17 protein-coding genes and 1 pseudogene are annotated in these 18,808 nt (G+C 74.5%); 13 read left to right on the forward strand and 5 right to left on the reverse strand.

Translation table 11 applies throughout. From position 1 onward, the window contains the following. Nucleotide 1: 1 nt before the first annotated feature. The 4 genes from K7787_RS21100 (at nucleotide 2) to K7787_RS21115 (ending at nucleotide 5,945) form a co-directional block, all read left to right on the forward strand. Entirely contained in the window at nucleotides 2-1,576 is a 1,575-nt protein-coding gene (locus K7787_RS21100) for an AMP-binding protein (RefSeq protein ID WP_223002564.1), read from the forward strand. Between the two features lie 138 nt (nucleotides 1,577-1,714). After that, on the forward strand, nucleotides 1,715-2,566 hold the full coding sequence (locus K7787_RS21105; protein ID WP_223002546.1) for a class I SAM-dependent methyltransferase: 852 nt from the start codon (nucleotides 1,715-1,717) through the stop codon (nucleotides 2,564-2,566). Then, nucleotides 2,563-4,353: a CoA transferase gene (locus K7787_RS21110; protein ID WP_223002547.1), complete on the forward strand. Its 1,791-nt coding sequence runs from the start codon at nucleotides 2,563-2,565 to the stop codon at nucleotides 4,351-4,353. Before K7787_RS21105 ends, K7787_RS21110 begins: the two co-directional genes overlap by 4 nt. Then, nucleotides 4,350-5,945, forward strand: a complete 1,596-nt coding sequence (locus tag K7787_RS21115; RefSeq protein WP_223002548.1) for a class I adenylate-forming enzyme family protein — start codon at nucleotides 4,350-4,352, stop codon at nucleotides 5,943-5,945. Before K7787_RS21110 ends, K7787_RS21115 begins: the two co-directional genes overlap by 4 nt. A gap of 67 nt (nucleotides 5,946-6,012) precedes the next feature. On the opposite strand, the gene K7787_RS21120 is transcribed toward K7787_RS21115, so the two are convergent. Beyond that, nucleotides 6,013-7,359 (reverse strand): benzoate/H(+) symporter BenE family transporter, encoded by a 1,347-nt coding sequence (locus K7787_RS21120; RefSeq protein WP_223002549.1) that lies wholly within the window; start codon nucleotides 7,357-7,359, stop codon nucleotides 6,013-6,015. 200 nt (nucleotides 7,360-7,559) lie between these two features. Here K7787_RS21120 and K7787_RS21125 point away from each other — a divergent pair, with 200 nt between their 5' ends. After that, nucleotides 7,560-8,105 (forward strand): helix-turn-helix domain-containing protein, encoded by a 546-nt coding sequence (locus K7787_RS21125; RefSeq protein ID WP_223002550.1) that lies wholly within the window; start codon nucleotides 7,560-7,562, stop codon nucleotides 8,103-8,105. Between the two features lie 31 nt (nucleotides 8,106-8,136). Here the strand turns inward: K7787_RS21125 and K7787_RS21130 are convergent, their stop codons facing one another. Beyond that, complete coding sequence (locus tag K7787_RS21130; protein ID WP_223002551.1) at nucleotides 8,137-9,108, reverse strand: quinone oxidoreductase family protein; 972 nt, start codon at nucleotides 9,106-9,108, stop codon at nucleotides 8,137-8,139. A 141-nt stretch (nucleotides 9,109-9,249) separates the two neighbouring features. Here K7787_RS21130 and K7787_RS31855 point away from each other — a divergent pair. Beyond that, nucleotides 9,250-9,745 (forward strand): annotated as a pseudogene (locus K7787_RS31855) (LysR substrate-binding domain-containing protein); the annotation flags it as partial. 132 nt (nucleotides 9,746-9,877) lie between these two features. On the opposite strand, the gene K7787_RS21135 reads toward K7787_RS31855, so the two are convergent. Next, nucleotides 9,878-10,051: a CsbD family protein gene (locus K7787_RS21135; protein WP_019979825.1), complete on the reverse strand. Its 174-nt coding sequence runs from the start codon at nucleotides 10,049-10,051 to the stop codon at nucleotides 9,878-9,880. Between the two features lie 169 nt (nucleotides 10,052-10,220). Beyond that, the gene (locus K7787_RS21140; protein WP_223002552.1) at nucleotides 10,221-11,087 is read right to left on the reverse strand and encodes an SAM-dependent methyltransferase; all 867 of its coding nucleotides are present in this window, start codon (nucleotides 11,085-11,087) and stop codon (nucleotides 10,221-10,223) included. Between the two features lie 337 nt (nucleotides 11,088-11,424). On the opposite strand from K7787_RS21140, the gene K7787_RS21145 reads away from it, so the two are divergent. The 5 genes from K7787_RS21145 (at nucleotide 11,425) to K7787_RS21165 (ending at nucleotide 15,047) form a co-directional block, all read left to right on the forward strand. Next, complete coding sequence (locus K7787_RS21145) at nucleotides 11,425-11,676, forward strand: hypothetical protein (RefSeq protein ID WP_223002553.1); 252 nt, start codon at nucleotides 11,425-11,427, stop codon at nucleotides 11,674-11,676. Next, a complete protein-coding gene (locus tag K7787_RS21150; RefSeq protein ID WP_009192645.1) occupies nucleotides 11,676-12,287 on the forward strand; it encodes a sigma-70 family RNA polymerase sigma factor in 612 nt (203 codons plus the stop codon). The genes K7787_RS21145 and K7787_RS21150 overlap by 1 nt, the downstream gene beginning before the upstream one ends. A 2-nt stretch (nucleotides 12,288-12,289) precedes the next feature. Further along, complete coding sequence (locus tag K7787_RS21155; RefSeq protein WP_223002554.1) at nucleotides 12,290-13,147, forward strand: glycoprotein; 858 nt, start codon at nucleotides 12,290-12,292, stop codon at nucleotides 13,145-13,147. A gap of 335 nt (nucleotides 13,148-13,482) precedes the next feature. Further along, nucleotides 13,483-13,890, forward strand: a complete 408-nt coding sequence (locus K7787_RS21160; RefSeq protein ID WP_223002555.1) for a YciI family protein — start codon at nucleotides 13,483-13,485, stop codon at nucleotides 13,888-13,890. Nucleotides 13,891-13,898: 8 nt separating this feature from the next. Beyond that, complete coding sequence (locus K7787_RS21165) at nucleotides 13,899-15,047, forward strand: RNA polymerase sigma factor (RefSeq protein ID WP_223002556.1); 1,149 nt, start codon at nucleotides 13,899-13,901, stop codon at nucleotides 15,045-15,047. Between the two features lie 231 nt (nucleotides 15,048-15,278). On the opposite strand, the gene K7787_RS21170 is transcribed toward K7787_RS21165, so the two are convergent. After that, entirely contained in the window at nucleotides 15,279-16,130 is an 852-nt protein-coding gene (locus K7787_RS21170) for an NmrA/HSCARG family protein (protein WP_223002557.1), read from the reverse strand. Between the two features lie 424 nt (nucleotides 16,131-16,554). On the opposite strand from K7787_RS21170, the gene K7787_RS21175 reads away from it, so the two are divergent. Both K7787_RS21175 and K7787_RS21180 read left to right on the forward strand, forming a co-directional pair. Further along, a complete protein-coding gene (locus K7787_RS21175) occupies nucleotides 16,555-17,595 on the forward strand; it encodes a LacI family DNA-binding transcriptional regulator (protein ID WP_223002558.1) in 1,041 nt (346 codons plus the stop codon). Nucleotides 17,596-17,973: 378 nt separating this feature from the next. Beyond that, on the forward strand, nucleotides 17,974-18,808 hold an 835-nt coding region (locus K7787_RS21180; RefSeq protein WP_223002559.1), incomplete at its 3' end, for an ABC transporter substrate-binding protein.

Raw genomic sequence — 18,808 nt, forward strand, 5'->3', positions numbered from 1 at the left:
CATGGGCGTCCTGTTCGACGAGTGCGCCGCACACGCCACCGGCACGGCCGTCCACCTCGACCGCCCCTTCGACATCGCCCCGCAGGCCGGCACCGACTGGACCGTCCCCCAACTCGCCCTCCTCGTACGGGAGACGGCCGGGCAGCTCGCCGCGGCCGGCGTCCGGCGCGGCGACCGGGTCGCCATCGTCAAGGACAACCACTGGGACTACGACCTGCTCGCCTGCGCCGCCGTACGCCTCGGCGCCGTACCCGCGCAACTGTCCGCCGGACTGTCCGGCGACGCCCTCGCCACCCTGCTCACCCGCCTCTCCCCGGCCCTCCTCGTCACCTCCGCACACATCCTCGAACGCGCCCGCGGCGAAGGCCCCGACCCGGCCGCGCTCGCCACCGCCACCCTCGTCCTGGACGACGACGTGCCCGGCACCCTCGGCCCCGACGACGTACGCGGGCACACCCCGCCCGCCCCGATCCGCCGCGCAGACGACGAACCCCTGGTCATCAACCACACCTCCGGCACCACCGGCGTGCCCAAACTCGTCACCCACTCCACCCGCACCATCATCCGCAAACTGGCCCGCTTCGAGTGCGTGCGCTACCCGAGGATCGGCGTCCGCCGCGACGACACCCTCCTCAACGCCAGCTCCTTCGCCCACGGCCGGACCTTCTGCTGGACCGCGAGCACCCTGTGCCTGGCCCCCGCACACCTCGTCGTCGTCACCACCCAGGACCCCGACCTCGCCGACCCCGTGCTGCGCGCCCACCCGCCCACCGTCGTCGAGGCGCTCCCCGCCTCCTACGTCCGCTTCCGGCCGCTGACCGAACGGCTCGACAACCCCTTTCGCGACGTACGCCTCTTCGTCAGCACCTACGACGCCATGCACCCGCCCACCATCCGCGCCTACCTCGCGGCCAGCCGGCGCCGCAGCCCGCTGTGGATGCAGGGCTGGGGGCAGACCGAGACCGGCCCGCTGACCTTCCGCTTCCACCGTCGGGGCCCCGGCGGCACCCTGCCCGGCCCCGGCACCCGCAACCTCGGCCGCCCCATCCCGGTCAAGACCCGGCTGCGGGTGGTCGACCCCGACACCTTCCGGCCGCTGCCCCGAGGCCGGGCCGGACTCGTACTGGCCCGCACCCACGCCCGCGCCCTGGAGTACGTCGGCGAGGAGGATCGCTGGTCCGCCAAGCAGCACGGCGGCTGGTGGAACACCGGCGACATCGGCGTGCGCAACCGCGACGGAAGCGTCGAACTGCTCGACCGCGAGGTCGACCACAGCCCGCGACTGAGCTGCCTGCACGCCGAGGACCTGCTCGAACAGCGGCTGCCGCAGGCGCTCGAATGCATCGTCCTCACCGGCGCCGGCGGCGCCCCGCTGCCCGTCGTGGTCACCGCCGACGGCCGCCTCGACCTCGCCGACTGGCGCGCGGCGGTACGCGGCCTGCCGCCGCTGGCCGACCCCGTCGCCCTGCGCTGGGAACAGGTGCCGCGCACCGGCACGGGCAAGGTGCGCCGCACCCCCCTGCTGCGACAGCTCACCGGCACGGCCGGCACCAGCGGCACCGGACGCTGGACCTGACGAACCCGGTCAAGAGAGACACCCGGCCGAGGAAGACACGACGGCCGAGAGACAGAGCGGCCGAGAGACACAACGGCCGAGACAGACAGAGCGGCCGAGACAGACAGAGCGGCCGAGACGGACAGAGAGAGACACCGCATGCCCTCACGCCTGGCCGAGGACCCCGGCTACGTCTTCGACAACGACAGCGTGCACAGCCGCGAACAGCACCGCTGCCTCGCCGACGCCTACGACGCCGCGACCTTCGCCCGGCTCGCCGAGACCGGCGTCACCAACGGCTGGCGGTGCCTGGAGATCGGCTCCGGCGGCGGCAGCGTCGCCCGCTGGCTCGCCGACCGCGTCGCACCGGACGGCGAGGTGATCGCCACCGACCTCAAACCCCACCACATCCAGCCCCGCCCCGGCCTCACCGCCGTCCGGCACGACGCCGTCACCGACCCGCTCCCCGAGGCCGCCTTCGACCTCGTCGTCGCCCGCCTCGTCCTCCAGCACATCCCCGAACGCCTCGCCGTCCTGGACAAGTTGGTACGGTCCCTCGCACCCGGCGGCTGGCTCCAGATCGAGGAGTTCGACACCTCCTACGAACCACCGCTGCTCGCCCCGGACGAGGAGTCCGCGCGGCTGTACGAGACGTTCCTCGCCACCAAGCGCGCCGTCATGCGGGCCGGCGGCGGCGACCCCGAATGGGGACGGCGCGCCCCGGCCGCCCTGCGCGCCGCCGGGCTGGTCGACGTGGACGTACAGCCCCGGATCGAGCTGCGCACCGCCGACTCGCCGGGCCTGCGGCTCCAGCTCCACCACACCCACCACCTGCGGGACAAGCTGCTGGCCGCGGGCATGACCGAGGCCCAACTGGCCCGCGTCCGCGAGGTGATGCGCGATCCGTCCTTCCGCGCCGCCTCCAGCGTCATGTACTCGGTGCGGGGACGGCGACCGCCGGTGGACGGGGCGACCGCCGCCCGGCGCGCCTCCCGGGACGGCGACCGATGACGCTCGCCGCACCGCCCGCCGCGCTCACCGGACCCCCGGTGGCCACCCGGGTCGCCGCACACCTGCTGCACCTGCTGGGCGACCCCGACACGCACACCGTCGCCTGCAGGGTCGACTGGACGGGCCCGCCGGACCTCGCACCGGCCCTCGCAGCCCCCTCGGCATCAGCCCACGCCGCGGCGGACCTCGCACCGCCCCTCGCACTCACCGAGGAGCGGGCCGTGCAGGCCGCCTGCGGCATCATGCACGTCCACGGACTGGCCGCAGGCCGCCCGGCCCCCCTCGCCGTCGACTTCGCCACCACCGTCGCCGGAGTCCTCGCCGCGCAGGGGGTCAGCGCCGCCCTGATCGCCCGGGTCCGGGGCGGCCGGCCCGACGGGGTGCGCACCTCCGTGACCCAGGCCGCGCTGCTCGCCCTCACCCAGTATCTGGCGGCGGCGAGCGCGGCGGCGGAGGAACCGGTGGCCGCGAGCGACGCCTCGGCCGCCGTCGAAGCTCCTCGCGGCGGGGCCGGGTTCGTCTCGGCCGACGGCGTACGCGTCGAACTCGAAGCGCTGGACGCCGAGTCGTGGATCGGCTTCTGGCGGGAACTCGGCGCACCCGCCGACGCCGTACGGCATGGCTGGCGGCCGTTCCAGGCCCGGTTCGGCACCGCCGTCTGCCCGCTCCCGGCCGCGCTGGCCGACACGGTACGCACCGTCCCCCTCGCCCGGCTGCGCGCGGCGGCGGACCGGTCCGGGGCGAGCCTGCTGCCCGTACGGGAGGACCCGCTGCCGCCGGGAGCGCCACCGCCGTGGACGCTCACCCCCCTCCCGGGCCCCGCCACACCCACACCCGCGCGTCCCGGCGCGGACGTCCCCGGCACACACCTGCCCCTCGCCGGACTGCGGGTCGTGGAGTCCACCCGGCGCGTCCAGGGCCCGCTCGCGGGACATGTGCTGCGTCTGCTCGGCGCCGAGGTGGTGCGCGTCGAGCCGCCCGGCGGCGATCCGATGCGCGGCATCCCGCCCTTGGCGCAGGGGTGTTCGGCGAGGTTCGGCGCGCTCAACGCGGGCAAGGACGTGGTGGAGATCGACATCACCACGCCGTCGGGCCGGCGGGCCGTGTGCGAACTGGTCCGCGACGCCGACGTGTTCCTGCACAACTGGGCGCCCGGCAAGGCGGCCCGGCTTGGGCTGGACGCCGACGAACTGGGCCGGGTGCGGCCGGGGTTGGTGTACGCGTGGGCGTCCGGCTGGGGCGACGCGCTCGGTCCGCGGCCGCCGGTGGGCACCGACTACCTCGTCCAGGCGCACAGCGGCCTGGCCGCCGCCGTCCGCCCCGAGGACGAGCCGCCCGCCCCCTCCCTGATGACCCTCACCGACGTCCTCGGCGGCCTGGTCAGCGCACAGGCCGTGCTCGCCGCGCTGCTGGCCCGGCTGCGCACCGGACACGGCCGGCGCGCCGACTCCTCGCTGCTCTCCGCCGCCGCCGTCGTGCCCCGGGAGCCGCGGCGCGCCCGGTGGGGCGTCCTCGACCGGCCGCTGGACACCCTCGACGGCCATCTGTGGCTGGACCGCGAGGGCCGTGCGCGTCCGGAGCGGATCGCCCGCGCCCTCGGCGTGCACCGCACGGCGGACCCGGCCGCGCTCGCCGCCTCGGCCCGCCGACGGCCCACCGCCGAGATGCTGCCCCTGCTGGCGGCGCCGGGAACGCGGGCGACACCGGTGTGCACCGACCTCGCCGGCCTCGCCCGCGACCCGCGCTTCGCCCCCGTACTCGCCCGAGCACCCTGGGAGTTCGTGTGACCCGTGTGTGGACCTCGGCCGCCGGAGTGGAGATCCGGGACCTGGTGCCCGCCGCACTGCGCCGCGCCTGGGTGGCGCGCGGCCACTGCCCCGACCGCGACCTGTACACCCTCTTCGCCGGCCACGTGGAGGCCCATCCCACCCGGACCGCCGTCGTGGACCCGGCGGGCGCCGTGACCTATGCCCAACTGGACGCCGAGGTACGGCACATCGCCGCCCGGCTGGCCGAAAGCGGCCTCGGCGCACGGGACATCATCGCCGTACGCGTGCCCAACGGGCGGCGGGCGGTGGCGGCGGAGCTGGCCGTCGCCGCACTGGGCGCCGTCGCGCTGCCGTATCCGCCCGGGCACGGCAGCCGGGGTCCCGCGAGCCTGCTCGGCCGCTCCCGGGCCCGCGCGGTCATCGTGGAGAACGCCTCCGACGCGGTCCCGGAGGCCTGCCTGCCCCACCTGGAGGCCGTGTTCTCCTGGGCCGAGCCGACGCACCCGAAGGGACGCTCCCTCGCCGTCCCCGCGCGCACCCCCTTCCGGCCGTCCCCGGTGGACCCGGAGGCGCCCGCGCGCATCCTCGTCTCCTCCGGCTCGGAGGCGGAGCCCAAGATGGTCGCCTACTCCCACAACGCGATCGCCGGCGGACGCGCCACCTACGTACGCGCCCTGGCCTGCGGCGACCCGGGACCGATGCGCAACCTCGTCCTCGTCCCGCTCGCCTCCTCCTTCGGTTCGCTGGGCGCCCCGGTCACGGTGGCCGCCCTCGGCGGCACCCTGCTCGTCCAGGACAGCTACGATCCGCGCCAGGCGCTGCGCACCCTCACCGAACACCGGCCCACCCATGTCTTCGCCGTGCCCACGATGCTGCGGCGACTGGCCGAACTGCCCCCACCGCCCGGCGAGGACCTGAGCGGGCTGCGGGCGCTGGTCTCCAGCGGGGCGGCGCTGCCGGACGCCACCGCCGCTGCCTGCCGACGCCGCTTCGGCCGCCCGGTCATCACCGTCTACGGCTCCTCCGACGGCGTCAACTGCCACACCGCCGCCACCGGACTCTCCCCCGGGACGGGCACCGGCCTGCCCGACCCCGCCGTCACGGACATCCGGATCAGCGGCCCGACCGGCGAGATCCAGGCACGCGGCCCGATGACACCGCTGTGCTACGTGGCGGCGCCCGACCTCGACCGGCGCTACCGCACCCCGGACGGCTGGGTGCGCACCGGCGACCGGGGCCGTCTGGACGCGCGGGGGCGGCTCCATGTGCTGGGACGGCTCCGGCAGATCGTCGTGCGCGGCGGCTACACCATCAGCCCGGCGGAGGTGGAGCAGGCGCTCGGCACCCACCCGGCGATCGCCGAGGCCGCCTGCGTGGGCGTGCCGGACGACGAACTCGGCGAGCGCCTGTGCGCGTGCGTGCGCGAGGCGCCGGGCGCGCCGCCGCTCACCCTGGCGGACCTCACCGGCTTCCTGGCGGACCGGTGCGGCCTTGAGCGGCGCAAGCTGCCCGAACTCCTGCTGCGGGTACCCGAGATGCCGCTGGGCCCCACCGGCAAGGTCAGCCGCCCCGCCCTCACCCGCCTGGCGACGGCGGCGGCCGTGCGCTGACCGCTGGGCGGGCAGGCCACCGGACGTCAGGCGGCAGGCGTTGCGCCAGACGTCAGGCGGCGGGCGATCACCGAGGGCCGGTCGTCGGCGGATGCCCGTCGGCCGGGGCGGGGGTGACCGGGGCGGACGGGACCGGGGCGGACGGGTCGGCCGGGACCGGGGCCGACGGGCCGGCCGCCGGGCGGTGCCCGGCCACGGGCGGCGCCGGAGCCGGGGCCGCCGGACGCGGTCCGCCGCGTCGGCCGGTGTGCGCGATCACGCTGGTGAGGATGCCCGCGAGCAGCCCCCAGAAGGCCGAGCCGATGCCGAGGAGCGTGACGCCGGAGGCGGTGGCGAGGAACGTCACGACCGCCGCCTCCCGCGAGGCCTTGTCGGACAGGGCCGTGGCCAGGGAGTTCTCGATCGTGGCCAGCAGGCCGACGCCCGCCAGGGAGAGCACGAGGGCCTGCGGCATCGCGGTGAGCAGCGAGGCGACCGTCGCGCCGAACACACCCACGCACAGGTAGAAGACGCCCGCCCACACGGCGGCCACGTAGCGCCTGTCCCGGTCCGGATGCGCCTCCTCGCCGGTGCAGATCGCCGCCGTGATGGCGGCCAGGTTCAGCCCGAACGCGCCGAACGGGGCGAGGACGGCGTTGACGGCACCGGTCCACGTCATCAGCGGCGAAACGGGCACGTCGTAGCCGGAGTTGCGCAGCACCGCCGCCCCGGGCAGGTTCTGCGAGGCCATCGTGACCACGAACAGCGGCACTCCCACGCTGACGAGGGTGCGCCAGTCGAAGTCCGGTGCGGTGAACACCGGTCGGGCGAGCGAGATCCGCAGTTCGGCCAGGCGCCAGCCGCCGGCGAGCGCCGAGGCGAGGACACCGCCGGCGAGGGCGACCAGCACGGCGTAGCGCGGGAGGAACCGGCGGGCCAGGAGGTAGAGCGCGAACACCGGGAACGCGATGGCGAAGTCGCCGTGCATCGTGCCGAACAGCCCCGTGCCGAACCGCAGCAGCACCCCGGCGAGCAGGGCCGCGGCGAGGGGCACCGGGATGCGGTCCATGGCGCGGGCGAACCACCCGGTCACACCCGTGACGAGGATGAGCAGCGCCGAGAAGACGAACGCGCCGACGGCCCGCCCCATCGGCACGCCCACGAGGGTGGTCGCGAGCAGGGCCGCGCCGGGTGTCGACCAGGCGGTGACGACGGGGGTGCGGTACCGCAGGGAGAGCCCGACGCAGGTGACGGCGAGCCCGACGCCGAGCGCGAGCATCCAGGAGCCGATCTCGGTGGGGCCCGCGCCCGCGGCCTTCGCCGCGGTGAACACGAGCGCGGCCGAACTGGTGACGCCCACGGTGACGGCGATCAGACCGGCGGCCACCGCCGACGGCGGGGCCGCCGCGCGTATGCGGTCGGTGAAGGAGGACATAGGGGCGACTTCCGGGACGAGGCGGCGCGGCGGGGGCGGGTGCGGTGTCTGCGGTGGGCGATGGGCCGGACCGTCGCCCCCGGGCGTTCCATAAACAGAACGTTCCGTTTATGGAACACTAGAGATTCGGACGGGTCCCGTCAACCACGGCGGACGGGGACCCTGGACCACGGCGACGAGAGCGGGAGCGCGATCCGGCGATGGGGCTGAACGACGAAGTGGGGCGCAGGCTGCGCGAGCTGCGCACGGCCCGGGGCCTGTCCCTCTCCGAGCTGGCACGGCGCTCCGGCGTCGGCAAGGGCACCCTCTCGGAGCTGGAGAGCGGCACGCGCAACCCCACGCTCGACACCCTCTACGCCCTGACCACGGCCCTCAACCGGCCGCTCAGCGCGGTCCTCGCCGACGACGCGCCGCCGCACGGCGAGCACCACGAGGGCGCCGTGTCCGGCAGCGCGGTCACCGCGGTCCTCGTCGAGCGGCACGAGGACGCCGACGCGGTCACCGACGTCTTCCGCGTCACCATCGCCGCCGGCGCCACCCAGGAGTCGGCCGCCCATGTCGCGGGCACCACGGAGAGCCTGATGATCCTCAGCGGCACGGCCGTCGTGGGCGCCCTGGACGCGCCGAGCACCGTCGGCCCGGGCGAATCGGCCCGCTGGCCGGCCGACACCGCACACCTCTACAGCGCCCCGCACGGCGAGGCCCACGGCATCCTCTTCGTCCGCTACCCGGCCACCGCCCTGTGACCGGGCCCCGTTCGCTAGCGCGCCGCGCCCCTCAATGGCTCGGCGTCAGCAGCAACTTGCCCGAGGTGCGCCGTGACTCGATGTCCCGGTGGGCCTGTTCGGCCGCCGCGAGCGGGTAGCGCCCGGTGATGTCGACCCGCAGACCGCCCTCGCGGATCTTGGCGAACAGGTCGCGGGTGTGGGCCAGCAGCAGTTCCCGGGTGGGGATGTGGTCGGCGAACACCGCGTAGGTGATCTTCACGCTCTTGGGCAGGTCGGTCATCCGCACGGTGGGGACGTCGCCGATCAGCGGCCCGTAGTAGACCAGTGTCCCGGACCGCCGCAGCGCCTCGATCGACGGGTGGAACGTGCCGGCCCCGCCGCCGTCGAACACCGCGTGCACTCCCTGACTCTCGGTCAGTTCCCTGACCCGGTCCACGAAGCCGCCGCCGGAGGAGACCAGCACCTCGTCCGCGCCGGCCGCCTTCGCCACCGGAACCTTCTCCTCGCGCGACACCAGACCGATCACCCGTACGCCCCGCAGCTTGAGCAGTTGGACGACCATCCGGCCCACACCGCCGGCGGCGGAGTGCACGAGCGCGGTCTCGCCCTCGGCCAGCGGCGCCGACTCGGTGACGAAGTGGTGGGCGGTGAGGCCCTGCATCATCGTCGCGGCGGCGACATCGCTCGGGATGTCGTCCGGCACCGGGACGACCTGGTCGGCGGGGACGACGATCTTCTCGGCGTAGCTGCCGTAGACGTACACCCACGCCACCCGGTCGCCCACCGCGAAGCCGCTGACGCCCGAACCGAGCGCGGCGACCCGCCCGGCGCCCTCGACCCCCGGGACGAACGGGACGCCCCTCGGCAGCCCGTATCCGACCCGGGAGCCGGTGTCCATGAAGTTGACGCCGGAGAAGTCGATCTCGACCAGCAGTTCACCCGGGCCCGGCTCGGGGTCGGGCCACTCCCGCAGCCGCAGGACCTCCGGACCGCCCAGTTCCTCCACCACCACAGCACGCATGGGACACACACCTCTTCTGGTCGTCTTCCGGCCGCTCGCCGTCGGCCCGGCCGCCCGAGACGGCGCCGGGGACCGGCCGCGTTGTGACCGCGAGCGTAGGAAGCCGTTTTTGGACCGGCAAGTCCAGACACGGGCGGGACCCCCGCCGCCGTCGTCACCGGCGCCGCCGGCCTCGGCCTCGTCGACGGGCTGGCCGCTCCGAGCGACCCGCTGCGTCCGCCCGACGGGGCGCCGCTGACCGCGCACGGGATCGCCGAGGAACCCGTCAGCGTCCTGCTGCCCGCGGCACACCCCCTCGCCGGCCGTAACCGGGCTGCGCCCGGGCGACCTCGCGGACGCCCGCCGACTGGACGCCCCCGACGCGGCCCTGCCGCTCGCTCACCTGCGTACGGCGGCCGGCGGCGGTGCCTTCCGCTCCGCCCTGCGCTACGACGGCACCGACCTGCGCACCCTCACCGCCCTCGCCGCGGCCGGGCACGGCCTCACCCTGCTGCCCCGCTCGACGGCCACCGGCGTCCCCGGCGCCGTCGCCGTCCCGCTGACCGCCCCGCGGGTCGTGCACCGCACGGAACTCCTGGACGGCGGCGCGCCCCGGGGAGCGGCGGCGGAGACGGCGCGGAGACTGGCGGGGGTGTGAGGCCTGCTCCGCCCCTCGGCGGATTCCCTCGACAACGCCTCCACGACACGGACCGGGCCGGAGCCTGCATCGGCTCCGGCCCGGTCCGGGAACACGCGCGGGAGGCGACTCCCGGCGACCCACGCTCAGCGGTCAACGCCGGCCGGTGTCCTTCACCGACTCCTTGGCCTCGCGGGCCTGGCCCGCGGCCTCCGCCGCGTGGCCCTTGGCGACCAACTTCTGGTTGCCGACGGCGCGTCCCGCCGCCTGGGCGACCTTGCCGACTGCCTTCTCGGCCTTGGCCCGAGCCTTCTCGCTGGCGGCCATGCTGCTCACCCTCTCGGTCGTACGTCGTCCAGTGCCGAATGTGCGCCTGACCCGTCACGCCGCCGGTAAACCCGGCGTACTCGCCCGTCGGCCGACCGGCAGCCGACGGGCGGAACGGCTCGACGTCCGGCCGTCGGGCCGGTGGAACCCGCCGACGCGTCCGGCCGGTTCAGGGTTTGCGGGCGATGCCCGCGTACAACGCGGCCTCGGCGTCGGTGACGTTGAGGTGCGGCTCGTCCGGGTCGGGGCGCCAGCGCAGCACCGGGGTGAGACCGGGTTCGAGCAGGTCCCAGCCGGCGAAGAAGGCGGAGATCTCCTCCAGGGTGCGCGCCTGGCCGGGCGTACCGGCCGCCTCGTACACGGAGGTGAGGCGGGCGATGGCCGCCGGGTCGAAGTCCGGGGTGACATGACTGATCGTCAGCGTGCTGCCCGAGGGCAGGGCGTCCTTCAGGCGTTCCACGATGCCGTGGGCGTCGTGCCGGTCGGTGATGAAGTGCAGCAGCGCGTTGAGGCTGAGGGCGATGGGCGCGTCGAAGTCGAACGCCGAGGTGAGCACGGGATGCTTCAACAGCGCGTCGGGGTCGGTGACATCGGCCTGCATGTAGGCGGTGCTGCCCTCCGGGTGACTGCGCAGCAGCGCGCGCGCGTGGGCCAGGACGATCGGGTCGTTGTCGGTGTAGATGATCCGGGCCCGGGGGTTGACCGCCTGGGCGACCTCGTGCAGGTTGGGCGAGGTCGGGATGCCCGTGCCGATGTCCAGGAACTGCTCGATGCCCAATCGGGCGAGATACCGGGTGGACCGGTGCATGAAGGCGCGGTTGCTGCGCGCGGCGATCAGGATGGTGGGGAAGGCGGCCATGGCCCGGCCGGCCGCTTCCCGGTCGGCGGGGAAGTTGGTGATCCCGCCGAGGAAGTAGTCGTACATGCGCGCCGAGTGCGCCCGGTCGAGTTCCAGATCCACCACGCTGGCGTGATCGCCGTGATCGCCGTGGCCGCCGTCGCCCTCGTGCGCCCGCGTGCCGCCGTTGCCGTCCATCGTCGCTGCCCCCGTTTCCCGCCGCTGTGATCCGACACGGGTGTGCGCCAGGCGGCGCCACCCCGCACCACCCGAGCTTCCCCCGTCCGCACCGCCGGGACAACCGTGCAGCTCAAGCCAACCTGCGTACCCCGCAAACGCGGGCGAAAAGGATACGGCGACCGCGCCCGGCCCCTACTCGTGAGTAGTCACAATATTGCGCTGCGTGTAAAAAATTCCGGAATCCCTTGCACGGGACGGCCGTTCGACCGGTTGGCTTGCGAGTGGGAAACGTTTGCTCCCCACACCGACCCCGCCCCACCGTGGAGCGGTGCGGTGCACAGCACGAAGGACCACAGTGAAGCTCGATCTGGAACCCCTGGCGGTCCGGGAGACCGCCGCCCGGATCTCCGCCCCCGACCCGGCCCACGCCGGCCGGCGCCCCCTCGCCGCCGCCTTACGCGGCGCGGTACGCCACCCGCGGCACTCGTGCGCACGCCCGCACGAACAGCCGCACGAGCAGGACCCGTACGACCACCCGTACGACCACCCGTACGAGGACCTGTACGCGCGCCCGTACGCGCGCCCCCGCGGCGAGAGCGAGGTGTGATGAGCCCTTCCCTCGGCGGCTCGCAGGGCTCCCACGGCTCGCCCGGCCCGGCCGGCCCCCACACCCAGCGGACGCCCGTACGGCCCGAGCGACTCGCCCTCACCTTCGACGCCTTCCACGCCTACCATCGCAAACTCTGGATGCGCTTCGCCCACACCCAGGTCGGCAGCCGGGCCGCGGCCGAGGCCGTCGTGGACGCCGCGTGCGCCCGGCTGCGGGCGAACTGGTCGCACGCCCTGCTCCAGGACTCCGTGCCGCGCTACGCCTGGCTGATCCTCAAGGAGGAGGTCCACCGCTGGCTCGCCGAACGCGGCCTGCCGCCGCAGGTGGGCGACGCGGCCTTCCAGACCGCCCTGCAGAAGCTCCTGTTGCATGAAATGCGTGACGAACTTCGCGTCATATCCCAGGAGATCGGCCTCTACGCCGCCATCTCCACGCTGCCCGAACGCCGTTACGACGTGATAGTCCTGCGTTACCTGCTCGGCATGCCGGCCGACGAGGTCGCCGAATACCTCGGGATCGACACCGCCACGGTCCGCTCCCACATCCGCCATGCCCGCCGATCCCTCGCCAAGGAACTCCACATTCCCTACCAGGAGACGGACAACTAGCAGTGGCCCGCACCGACCATGAGCCAGCCGGCATCGACGCCGCCCTGCACGCGGCCCAGGCCCTCACCGACGCCTACGACGACTACGACACCGACGCGGCCCTACGGCGTGTCACCGCCCTGGCCGACACCCTTCCGCCGCTCACCGAGATCCCGCCGCCCGCCGACACCTCCCCGTCCCGAGCCGACACCCCCCCGCCCCGAGCCGACACCGCCCCGCACCTCACCGGCGCCGTCCCGGAGCAGGCGTCCGCCGCTCCCGACCACGCCCGCGCCACCCCGGACCGGACCGCCCCGCACCCCCGCCCGCCCGTGCGCTACCGCAGCGTGCACGAGCAGGCCGCGCACGACCTCGACCTGGCCGTCACCCTCGTCGTGGACGCCCCGCAGGCGCATCTGAGTCTCGCCCGGCTGGTCGACCACGACCACATCGAACCCGAGGGCGCCCTGGTCTTCGCGGCCCTCCTCCATCTGGCGGGCTACCGCGACCAGGCGCAGTTCTGGTTCGAGTTCGCCGCCGGAGCCGGCAACCGCACCGCCGCGTTCTGCCTCTACCTCCTCCATCTGCAACGCGCCGAGCACCGCACCGCCGCGTACTGGCGCGCCCACGCGCGCGCCTCCGCCCCGCCGCCGCAGCGGCCCGCGGCCCCCCACCGGCCGCAGCGCTTCCTGCTGCCCGAAGGGGTGCGCCGCGATCTGATCCGCCGCTGCTGGCGGGGCCGGCGGCCCACCCTGCCGCCCCGGCTGGAGGCCGTCATCCACAGCCTTCCCGTCGACACGCCCGACGAGGACTTCGGCGAGATCCCCCGCCCCGACCGCACCCTCACCCAGCTCCCCGCTCAGGAACCCGCCACCGGCTGAAACCGGCGGAGGACCGGAACCGGGCGGAACGCCGTCCCGACGGCAAGCCCCGAAGAGGACTGGCGGCCCCGAAGAGGGCGGAAAGCCCCGAAGAGGACGGGAGGCTCCGAAGAGAAGGGGAGGCTCCGAAGAGGACGGGCAGAGCCGAGGAGGACAGGCGGGACCCGAGGAAGACCGGAGGCCCGGAGGCCCCGAAAAAAGAATCCGAGAAAATCTCCCCGAGGATGTCGAGAACCCGTGACCGGCTCCGTCCCCGTGGTGAAGCGCGACGACAGCGCGGCCACACGACCACGACGCGACCACAATGGATCGCATCCGCACCGAGGAGAAGCACCATGGCCAAGTACCTCCTGCTGAAGCACTACCGCGGCGCCCCGCCCTGCGCCAACGACGTGCCCATGGACCAGTGGGCGCCGGAAGAGGTCTCGGCGCATGTGAAGTACATGCAGGACTTCGCGGCCCGGCTCCAGGAGACCGGCGAGTTCGTGGACGCGCAGGCGCTCGCCCCCGAGGGCACCTTCGTCCGCTACGCCGGGGAGGGGCGCCCGCCGGTCACCGACGGCCCGTTCGCCGAGACCAAGGACCTCATCGCCGGCTGGATGGTGATCGACGTCGACACCTACGAGCGCGCCCTGGAGCTGGCCGGAGAGCTGTCGGCCGCCCCCGGCGCGGGCGGCGAGCCGCTGCACGAGTGGCTGGAGCTGCGGCCCTTCCTGACCGAACCCCCCACCGTCACGGAGTGACCTCGCCGATGGACGAGGCACTGCTGCGCCGCCTCACGCCCGGTGTCCTCGCCGCCCTCGTCCGCCGCGGAGCCGACTTCGCGGCGGCCGAGGACGCGGTGCAGGACGCCCTGCTGGAAGCCCTCCGCGTCTGGCCGGCCGATCCGCCGCGGGACGCGAAGGGGTGGCTGATCGCCGTCGCCTGGCGCCGGTTCCTCGACGCGGTCCGGGCGGACGCCGCCCGCCGCCGGCGCGAGGACGTCCTCGAGGAGGAACCGGCCCCCGGACCGGCGCCCGCGGCCGACGACACCCTCCAGCTGTACTTCCTGTGCGCCCACCCCGCGCTCAGCCCGTCGTCCGCCGTCGCGCTCACCCTGCGCGCCGTCGGCGGCCTCACCACCCGCCAGATCGCCCAGGCCTACCTGGTGCCCGAGGCGACCATGGCGCAGCGGATCAGCCGCGCCAAACGCACCGTCTCCCGGGTGCGGCTGGACCGGCCGGGCGACGTGGCCACCGTGCTGCGCGTCCTCTACCTCGTCTTCAACGAGGGCTACCACGGCGACGTCGACCTGGCCGCCGAGGCCATCCGGCTCACCCGGCAGCTCGCCGCCGCCGTGGACCACCCCGAGGTCGCGGGACTGCTCGCCCTCATGCTGCTGCACCACGCCCGGCGCGCCGCCCGTACCGCGTCCGACGGCAGCCTGGTGCCGCTCGCCGAGCAGGACCGCGGCCGGTGGGACACCGCGCTGATCGCCGAGGGCGTGGCGATCCTCCAGGCGGCCCTGGCCCGCGACCGGCTCGGCGAGTTCCAGGCCCAGGCCGCCGTCGCGGCGTTGCACGCCGACGCGCCCACCGCCGGGGAGACCGACTGGGTGCAGATCGTGGAGTGGTACGACGAGCTGACGCGGCTCACCGACAACCCCGTGGTCCGGCTCAACCGCGCGGTCGCCGTCGGCCTGGCCGACGGACCGCGCGCCGGCCTCGCGGCACTCGCCGAACTGGACCCCGCCCTGCCCCGCCACACCGCGGTCGCGGCCTACCTCCACGAGCGCGACGGCGACCTGGCGACCGCGGGCCGGCTGTACGCCGAGGCGGCCCACAAGGCGCCCAACCTCGCCGAACGCGACCACCTGACCCGCCAGGCCGCCCGCCTCAACAGAACCCGGCGCCGCCCCTGACCGGCCGCGCCCACCCCGCCGAGACCCGTGTCGGCCGCACCCGCGCTGCCCACGTCCGCGCCCGGCCGCACCCGCCCCGCCGCCCGAGCCCGTGCCCGGCCGCACCCCGCCGTCAGCGGAGGCTCCCCTGCGCCGGACCGCGCCCGCCCCGCCGCCCACGGAAGGTCCCTGCGCCGGACCGCGCCCGCCCCGCCGCCCACGGAAGGCCCCTGTGCCGGACCGCGCCCGCCCTCAGCCGGCGGTCGCCCAGGCGTCGCGGGCCCAGTCGGCGAACCGGGTCCAGTGGATCTGCGGGTGCGCGGCGTGCAGGGCGGGGATGTCGACGTGGTAGCCGGGGCCGTTGAGGAACGCCCACATCGCGTGCATGTCCGGGCTGCCGATCGCCGCCAGCGGCACCTGCTCATGGCGGACCTCTCGCCCCAGCACCGCGCCGAGCGCCGCCGCCATCTGAGCGGGGGTGGGCGCGTCGCCGGCCAGTTCGATGCGCTGCCCGGCGTAGGAGCCGGGATCGAGCAGCACCTCGGCCGCGAACGCGCCCAGGTCGGGCCGGGCCAGCTGCTGCAACGGCCGGTCGGGCGGCAGCGGCAGATCGAGGACGCCGTCGCGGACGCGCTCCGCGCCGCCGAGCGCGTTGTCGAAGAAGTACGTCGGCCCCAGGATCGTGTACGGCACGTCGCCGCCGGTCAGCTCCGCCTCGATGCGCGCCTTGCTCTCGAAGTGCGGCACCCCGCTGTCCTGGTCGGCCCCGGCCACGGAACTGAACACCAGGTGCCGCACGCGCCGCTCGGCCGCCGCGGACAGGATCGCCCGCCCCTGCTCCACCTCGGCCTCCACACCGGCCTCGAACGGGGTGGTGAACGCGAAGACGCCCGCCGTCCCGGCCATCGCCGCGGCCAGTGAGTCCGCGTCGCTCAGCGAGCCCGCCACCACCTCGACGCCCCGGCCGGCCAGCTCCCGCGCGGCGCCCCGGCCGGGGTCCCGTACCAGCGCCCGGACCCGGGCACCGCGGTCCAGCAGCGCGTCCGTCACCGCACGGCCCTGCCCGCCGGTCGCGGCAAGCACCAGGATCGGCCCATCGGCCATCGCAGAACTCCTTCTCCAGCAGGCGGGCGCCGCACCGGCACGGACGGCGACCGGACTGTTCCGGCGCGGCCCCGTGGGGCGCGGCACCGTACGTCCGGCGAGACGATCCAAGGAGCCGGGGGACCGCTTGTCCAGCACCACCGTCCAACGCCCACCCGCGTGTCCGGCGGCAGGCCCTCACCGGGATCGCACCGCCGCGCCCCACCGGCACCGCGACCTCGTCGGCGCCGCGCCCCACCCGCACCACCGCATCCCGACCCGTCCGCACCACCGCTCCGGCAGCGGGGTCCGCCCAGAGACGGCAGCGGGTCCGCCCAGGGACGAACGGGCAGTTCACACCCCGCGACGGAGGCAGTTCACACCCCGCGACAGTGCGGGAAGAGCGCTCTGTACGGTGTTTCCGGCGGCCCGTTAAGGTGCGGGCATGAGCAATCAGGCCCCGACCCTGGAGGATGTGGCCCGCGAGGCGGGTGTGTCCCGGGCGACCGTCTCCCGGGTGGTCAACGGCGTCCGCAACGTGGACCCGGCGATCCAGGAACTGGTGCACCGCGCGATCGAGCGGACCGGCTACGCCCCCAACCGCGCCGCCCGGTCCCTGGTCACCCGGCGCGCCGAGACCATCGCGCTGGTCGTCTCCGGGGCGGGCGACGCACCGGAGGAAACCCAAGGGGCCTTCGCCGCACGGGCGTTCGCGGACCCTTTCTTCGGCCGGGTGGTCTCCGGAGTCGTCGGCTTCCTGAGCCCGCGCTCCATGCACCCGGTGCTGATGTTCGCCGAGTCGCCCGAGGACCGGCGCGAGGTGCTCACGTATCTGCGGCAGGGCCGCGCCGACGGCGCGCTCGTCGTCTCCACCCACGCCGACGACCCGCTGCCCGCGCTGCTGGCCGACGCGAAGCTGCCCGCCGTGCTGTTCGCCCGCCCGGCCCGCCCGGTCCCGCTGAGCTACGTGGACCTGGACCACCGCGACGGCGGCCGGCTCGCGGCGGAACACCTGCTGGCGCGCGGCTGCCGCCGCCCGGCCACCGTGGCCGGGCCGCTCGCCGTCGCCGCGAGCCAGGAGCGGCTGGCGGGCTTCCGCGACACGCTGGCCCGGCACGGGCATCCGCATGTGCCGGTCGCCGAGGGCGGTTTCACCCTCGACAGCGGGGTCGCGGCGATGGAGCGGCTGCTCGCCGAACACCCGGACGTGGACGGCGTGTTCGCCGCCAACGACCTCATGGCGCAGGGCATCTGCCAACTGCTCCAGGAGCGGGGCAGGCGGGTGCCCGACGAGGTCGCGGTGATCGGGTTCGACGACTCCGCGATCGCCCTGACCTGCCGTCCCCCGCTCACCACGGTCCGTCAGCCGGTCGAGCGGATGGCGGCGGAGATGGCCCGCCTCCTGGACCAGCACATCCGCGGCGAGCGCACCGAACCGGCCTCCATCGTCTTCGATCCCGAACTCGTCGTGCGCGAGACCGCCTGACGGCACGGCACAGGACGGCACGGCACAGTGCGGTCGGCAGGCCGCCGACTCCGTGCCGCCCACCTCCTGAACGAGCCGTCCCCTCCGCATCAGCCGTCCCTTCGGCCCGGACCGCCGAGACACAACCGTTGCCAAACGGCGCCCCCGTGCTCCCACCGCAGGTCACGGCCCGTACGGCCGCTCTCCCGAGCCGTCCGGCCGCCCCTTCGGCCGGTGCGCCGGGCAAGCCGGACGGACCACACCTCTTGACGCCGTTCTTCTCATGGGGCTTAACTCACATCCTAAATTAAGCCCTGGGGACTTCAGGAGGCGAACGCCGTGTCGGCGTCCGCAGGCAGCTCCACGGCTTTCGACCCCCGGAAAGGGACACCAGGAGTCATGCGCAGCATCCGAGCCGCGGCCGTAGGCGCCGTCACCCTGTCTCTCGCCCTGGCGGCCACGGCCTGCGGAGGCGGTTCGTCCACCGGCGGCGGGTCCAACGACTCGCCCAAGACGCTCACTTACTGGGCCTCCAACCAGGGCGCCAGCATCGAGGTCGACAAGAAGGTCCTCCAGCCCGAACTCGACAAGTTCGAGAAGCAGACGGGCATCAAGGTCAAGCTGGAGGTCGTGCCCTGGGCCGACCTGCTGAACCGGATCCTCACCGCGACCACCTCGGGCCAAGGTCCCGACATCCTCAACATCGGCAACACCTGGAGCGCCTCCCTCCAGGCCACCGGCGCACTGGTCCCGTGGGACGCGAAGAACTTCGAGAAGATCGGCGGCAAGGACCGCTTCGTGGACTCCGCCCTCGGCTCCACCGGCGTCCAGGGCCAGGACCCGGCGGCCGTGCCGCTGTACTCGATGTCCTACGCGCTCTACTACAACAAGAAGATCTTCGCCGACGCCGGCATCTCCAAGCCCCCGGCCACGTGGGACGAGCTGGTCGCCGACGGCAAGAAGATCCAGGCCACGGGCAAGCAGGTCATCGGCACCGAGGGCTCGAACCTCTCCGAGAACATCCACCAGGTGTTCGTCCTCGCCAAGCAGCACGGCGCCGACTTCTTCACCGCCGACGGCAAGCCCGACTTCACCAACGACAACGCCGTCGCGGCGGTCAAGCAGTACGTCGACCTGATGGCCAAGGACAAGGTCATCCCGGTCAGCAACGCCGAGTACTCCCAGAACCAGTCCCTGAGCGACTTCGCCAAGGGCAAGACGGCGATGGTGCTGT

Origin of the sequence: Streptomyces sennicomposti, from assembly GCF_019890635.1 — a bacterium.
Classification (GTDB): Bacteria; Actinomycetota; Actinomycetes; order Streptomycetales; family Streptomycetaceae; genus Streptomyces; species Streptomyces sennicomposti.

Excerpts from the sequence above, each read along its gene's own strand:
- K7787_RS21100 (WP_223002564.1), top strand. The coding sequence starts at position 2 with ATGGGCGTCCTGTTCGACGAGTGCGCCGCACACGCCACCGGCACGGCC.
- K7787_RS21105 (WP_223002546.1), top strand. The coding sequence starts at position 1,715 with ATGCCCTCACGCCTGGCCGAGGACCCCGGCTACGTCTTCGACAACGAC.
- K7787_RS21110 (WP_223002547.1), top strand. The coding sequence starts at position 2,563 with ATGACGCTCGCCGCACCGCCCGCCGCGCTCACCGGACCCCCGGTGGCC.
- K7787_RS21120 (WP_223002549.1), bottom strand. The coding sequence starts at position 7,359 with ATGTCCTCCTTCACCGACCGCATACGCGCGGCGGCCCCGCCGTCGGCG.
- K7787_RS21125 (WP_223002550.1), top strand. The coding sequence starts at position 7,560 with ATGGGGCTGAACGACGAAGTGGGGCGCAGGCTGCGCGAGCTGCGCACG.
- K7787_RS21130 (WP_223002551.1), bottom strand. The coding sequence starts at position 9,108 with ATGCGTGCTGTGGTGGTGGAGGAACTGGGCGGTCCGGAGGTCCTGCGG.
- K7787_RS21135 (WP_019979825.1), bottom strand. The coding sequence starts at position 10,051 with ATGGCCGCCAGCGAGAAGGCTCGGGCCAAGGCCGAGAAGGCAGTCGGC.
- K7787_RS21140 (WP_223002552.1), bottom strand. The coding sequence starts at position 11,087 with ATGGACGGCAACGGCGGCACGCGGGCGCACGAGGGCGACGGCGGCCAC.
- K7787_RS21150 (WP_009192645.1), top strand. The coding sequence starts at position 11,676 with ATGAGCCCTTCCCTCGGCGGCTCGCAGGGCTCCCACGGCTCGCCCGGC.
- K7787_RS21160 (WP_223002555.1), top strand. The coding sequence starts at position 13,483 with ATGGCCAAGTACCTCCTGCTGAAGCACTACCGCGGCGCCCCGCCCTGC.
- K7787_RS21165 (WP_223002556.1), top strand. The coding sequence starts at position 13,899 with ATGGACGAGGCACTGCTGCGCCGCCTCACGCCCGGTGTCCTCGCCGCC.
- K7787_RS21170 (WP_223002557.1), bottom strand. The coding sequence starts at position 16,130 with ATGGCCGATGGGCCGATCCTGGTGCTTGCCGCGACCGGCGGGCAGGGC.
- K7787_RS21175 (WP_223002558.1), top strand. The coding sequence starts at position 16,555 with ATGAGCAATCAGGCCCCGACCCTGGAGGATGTGGCCCGCGAGGCGGGT.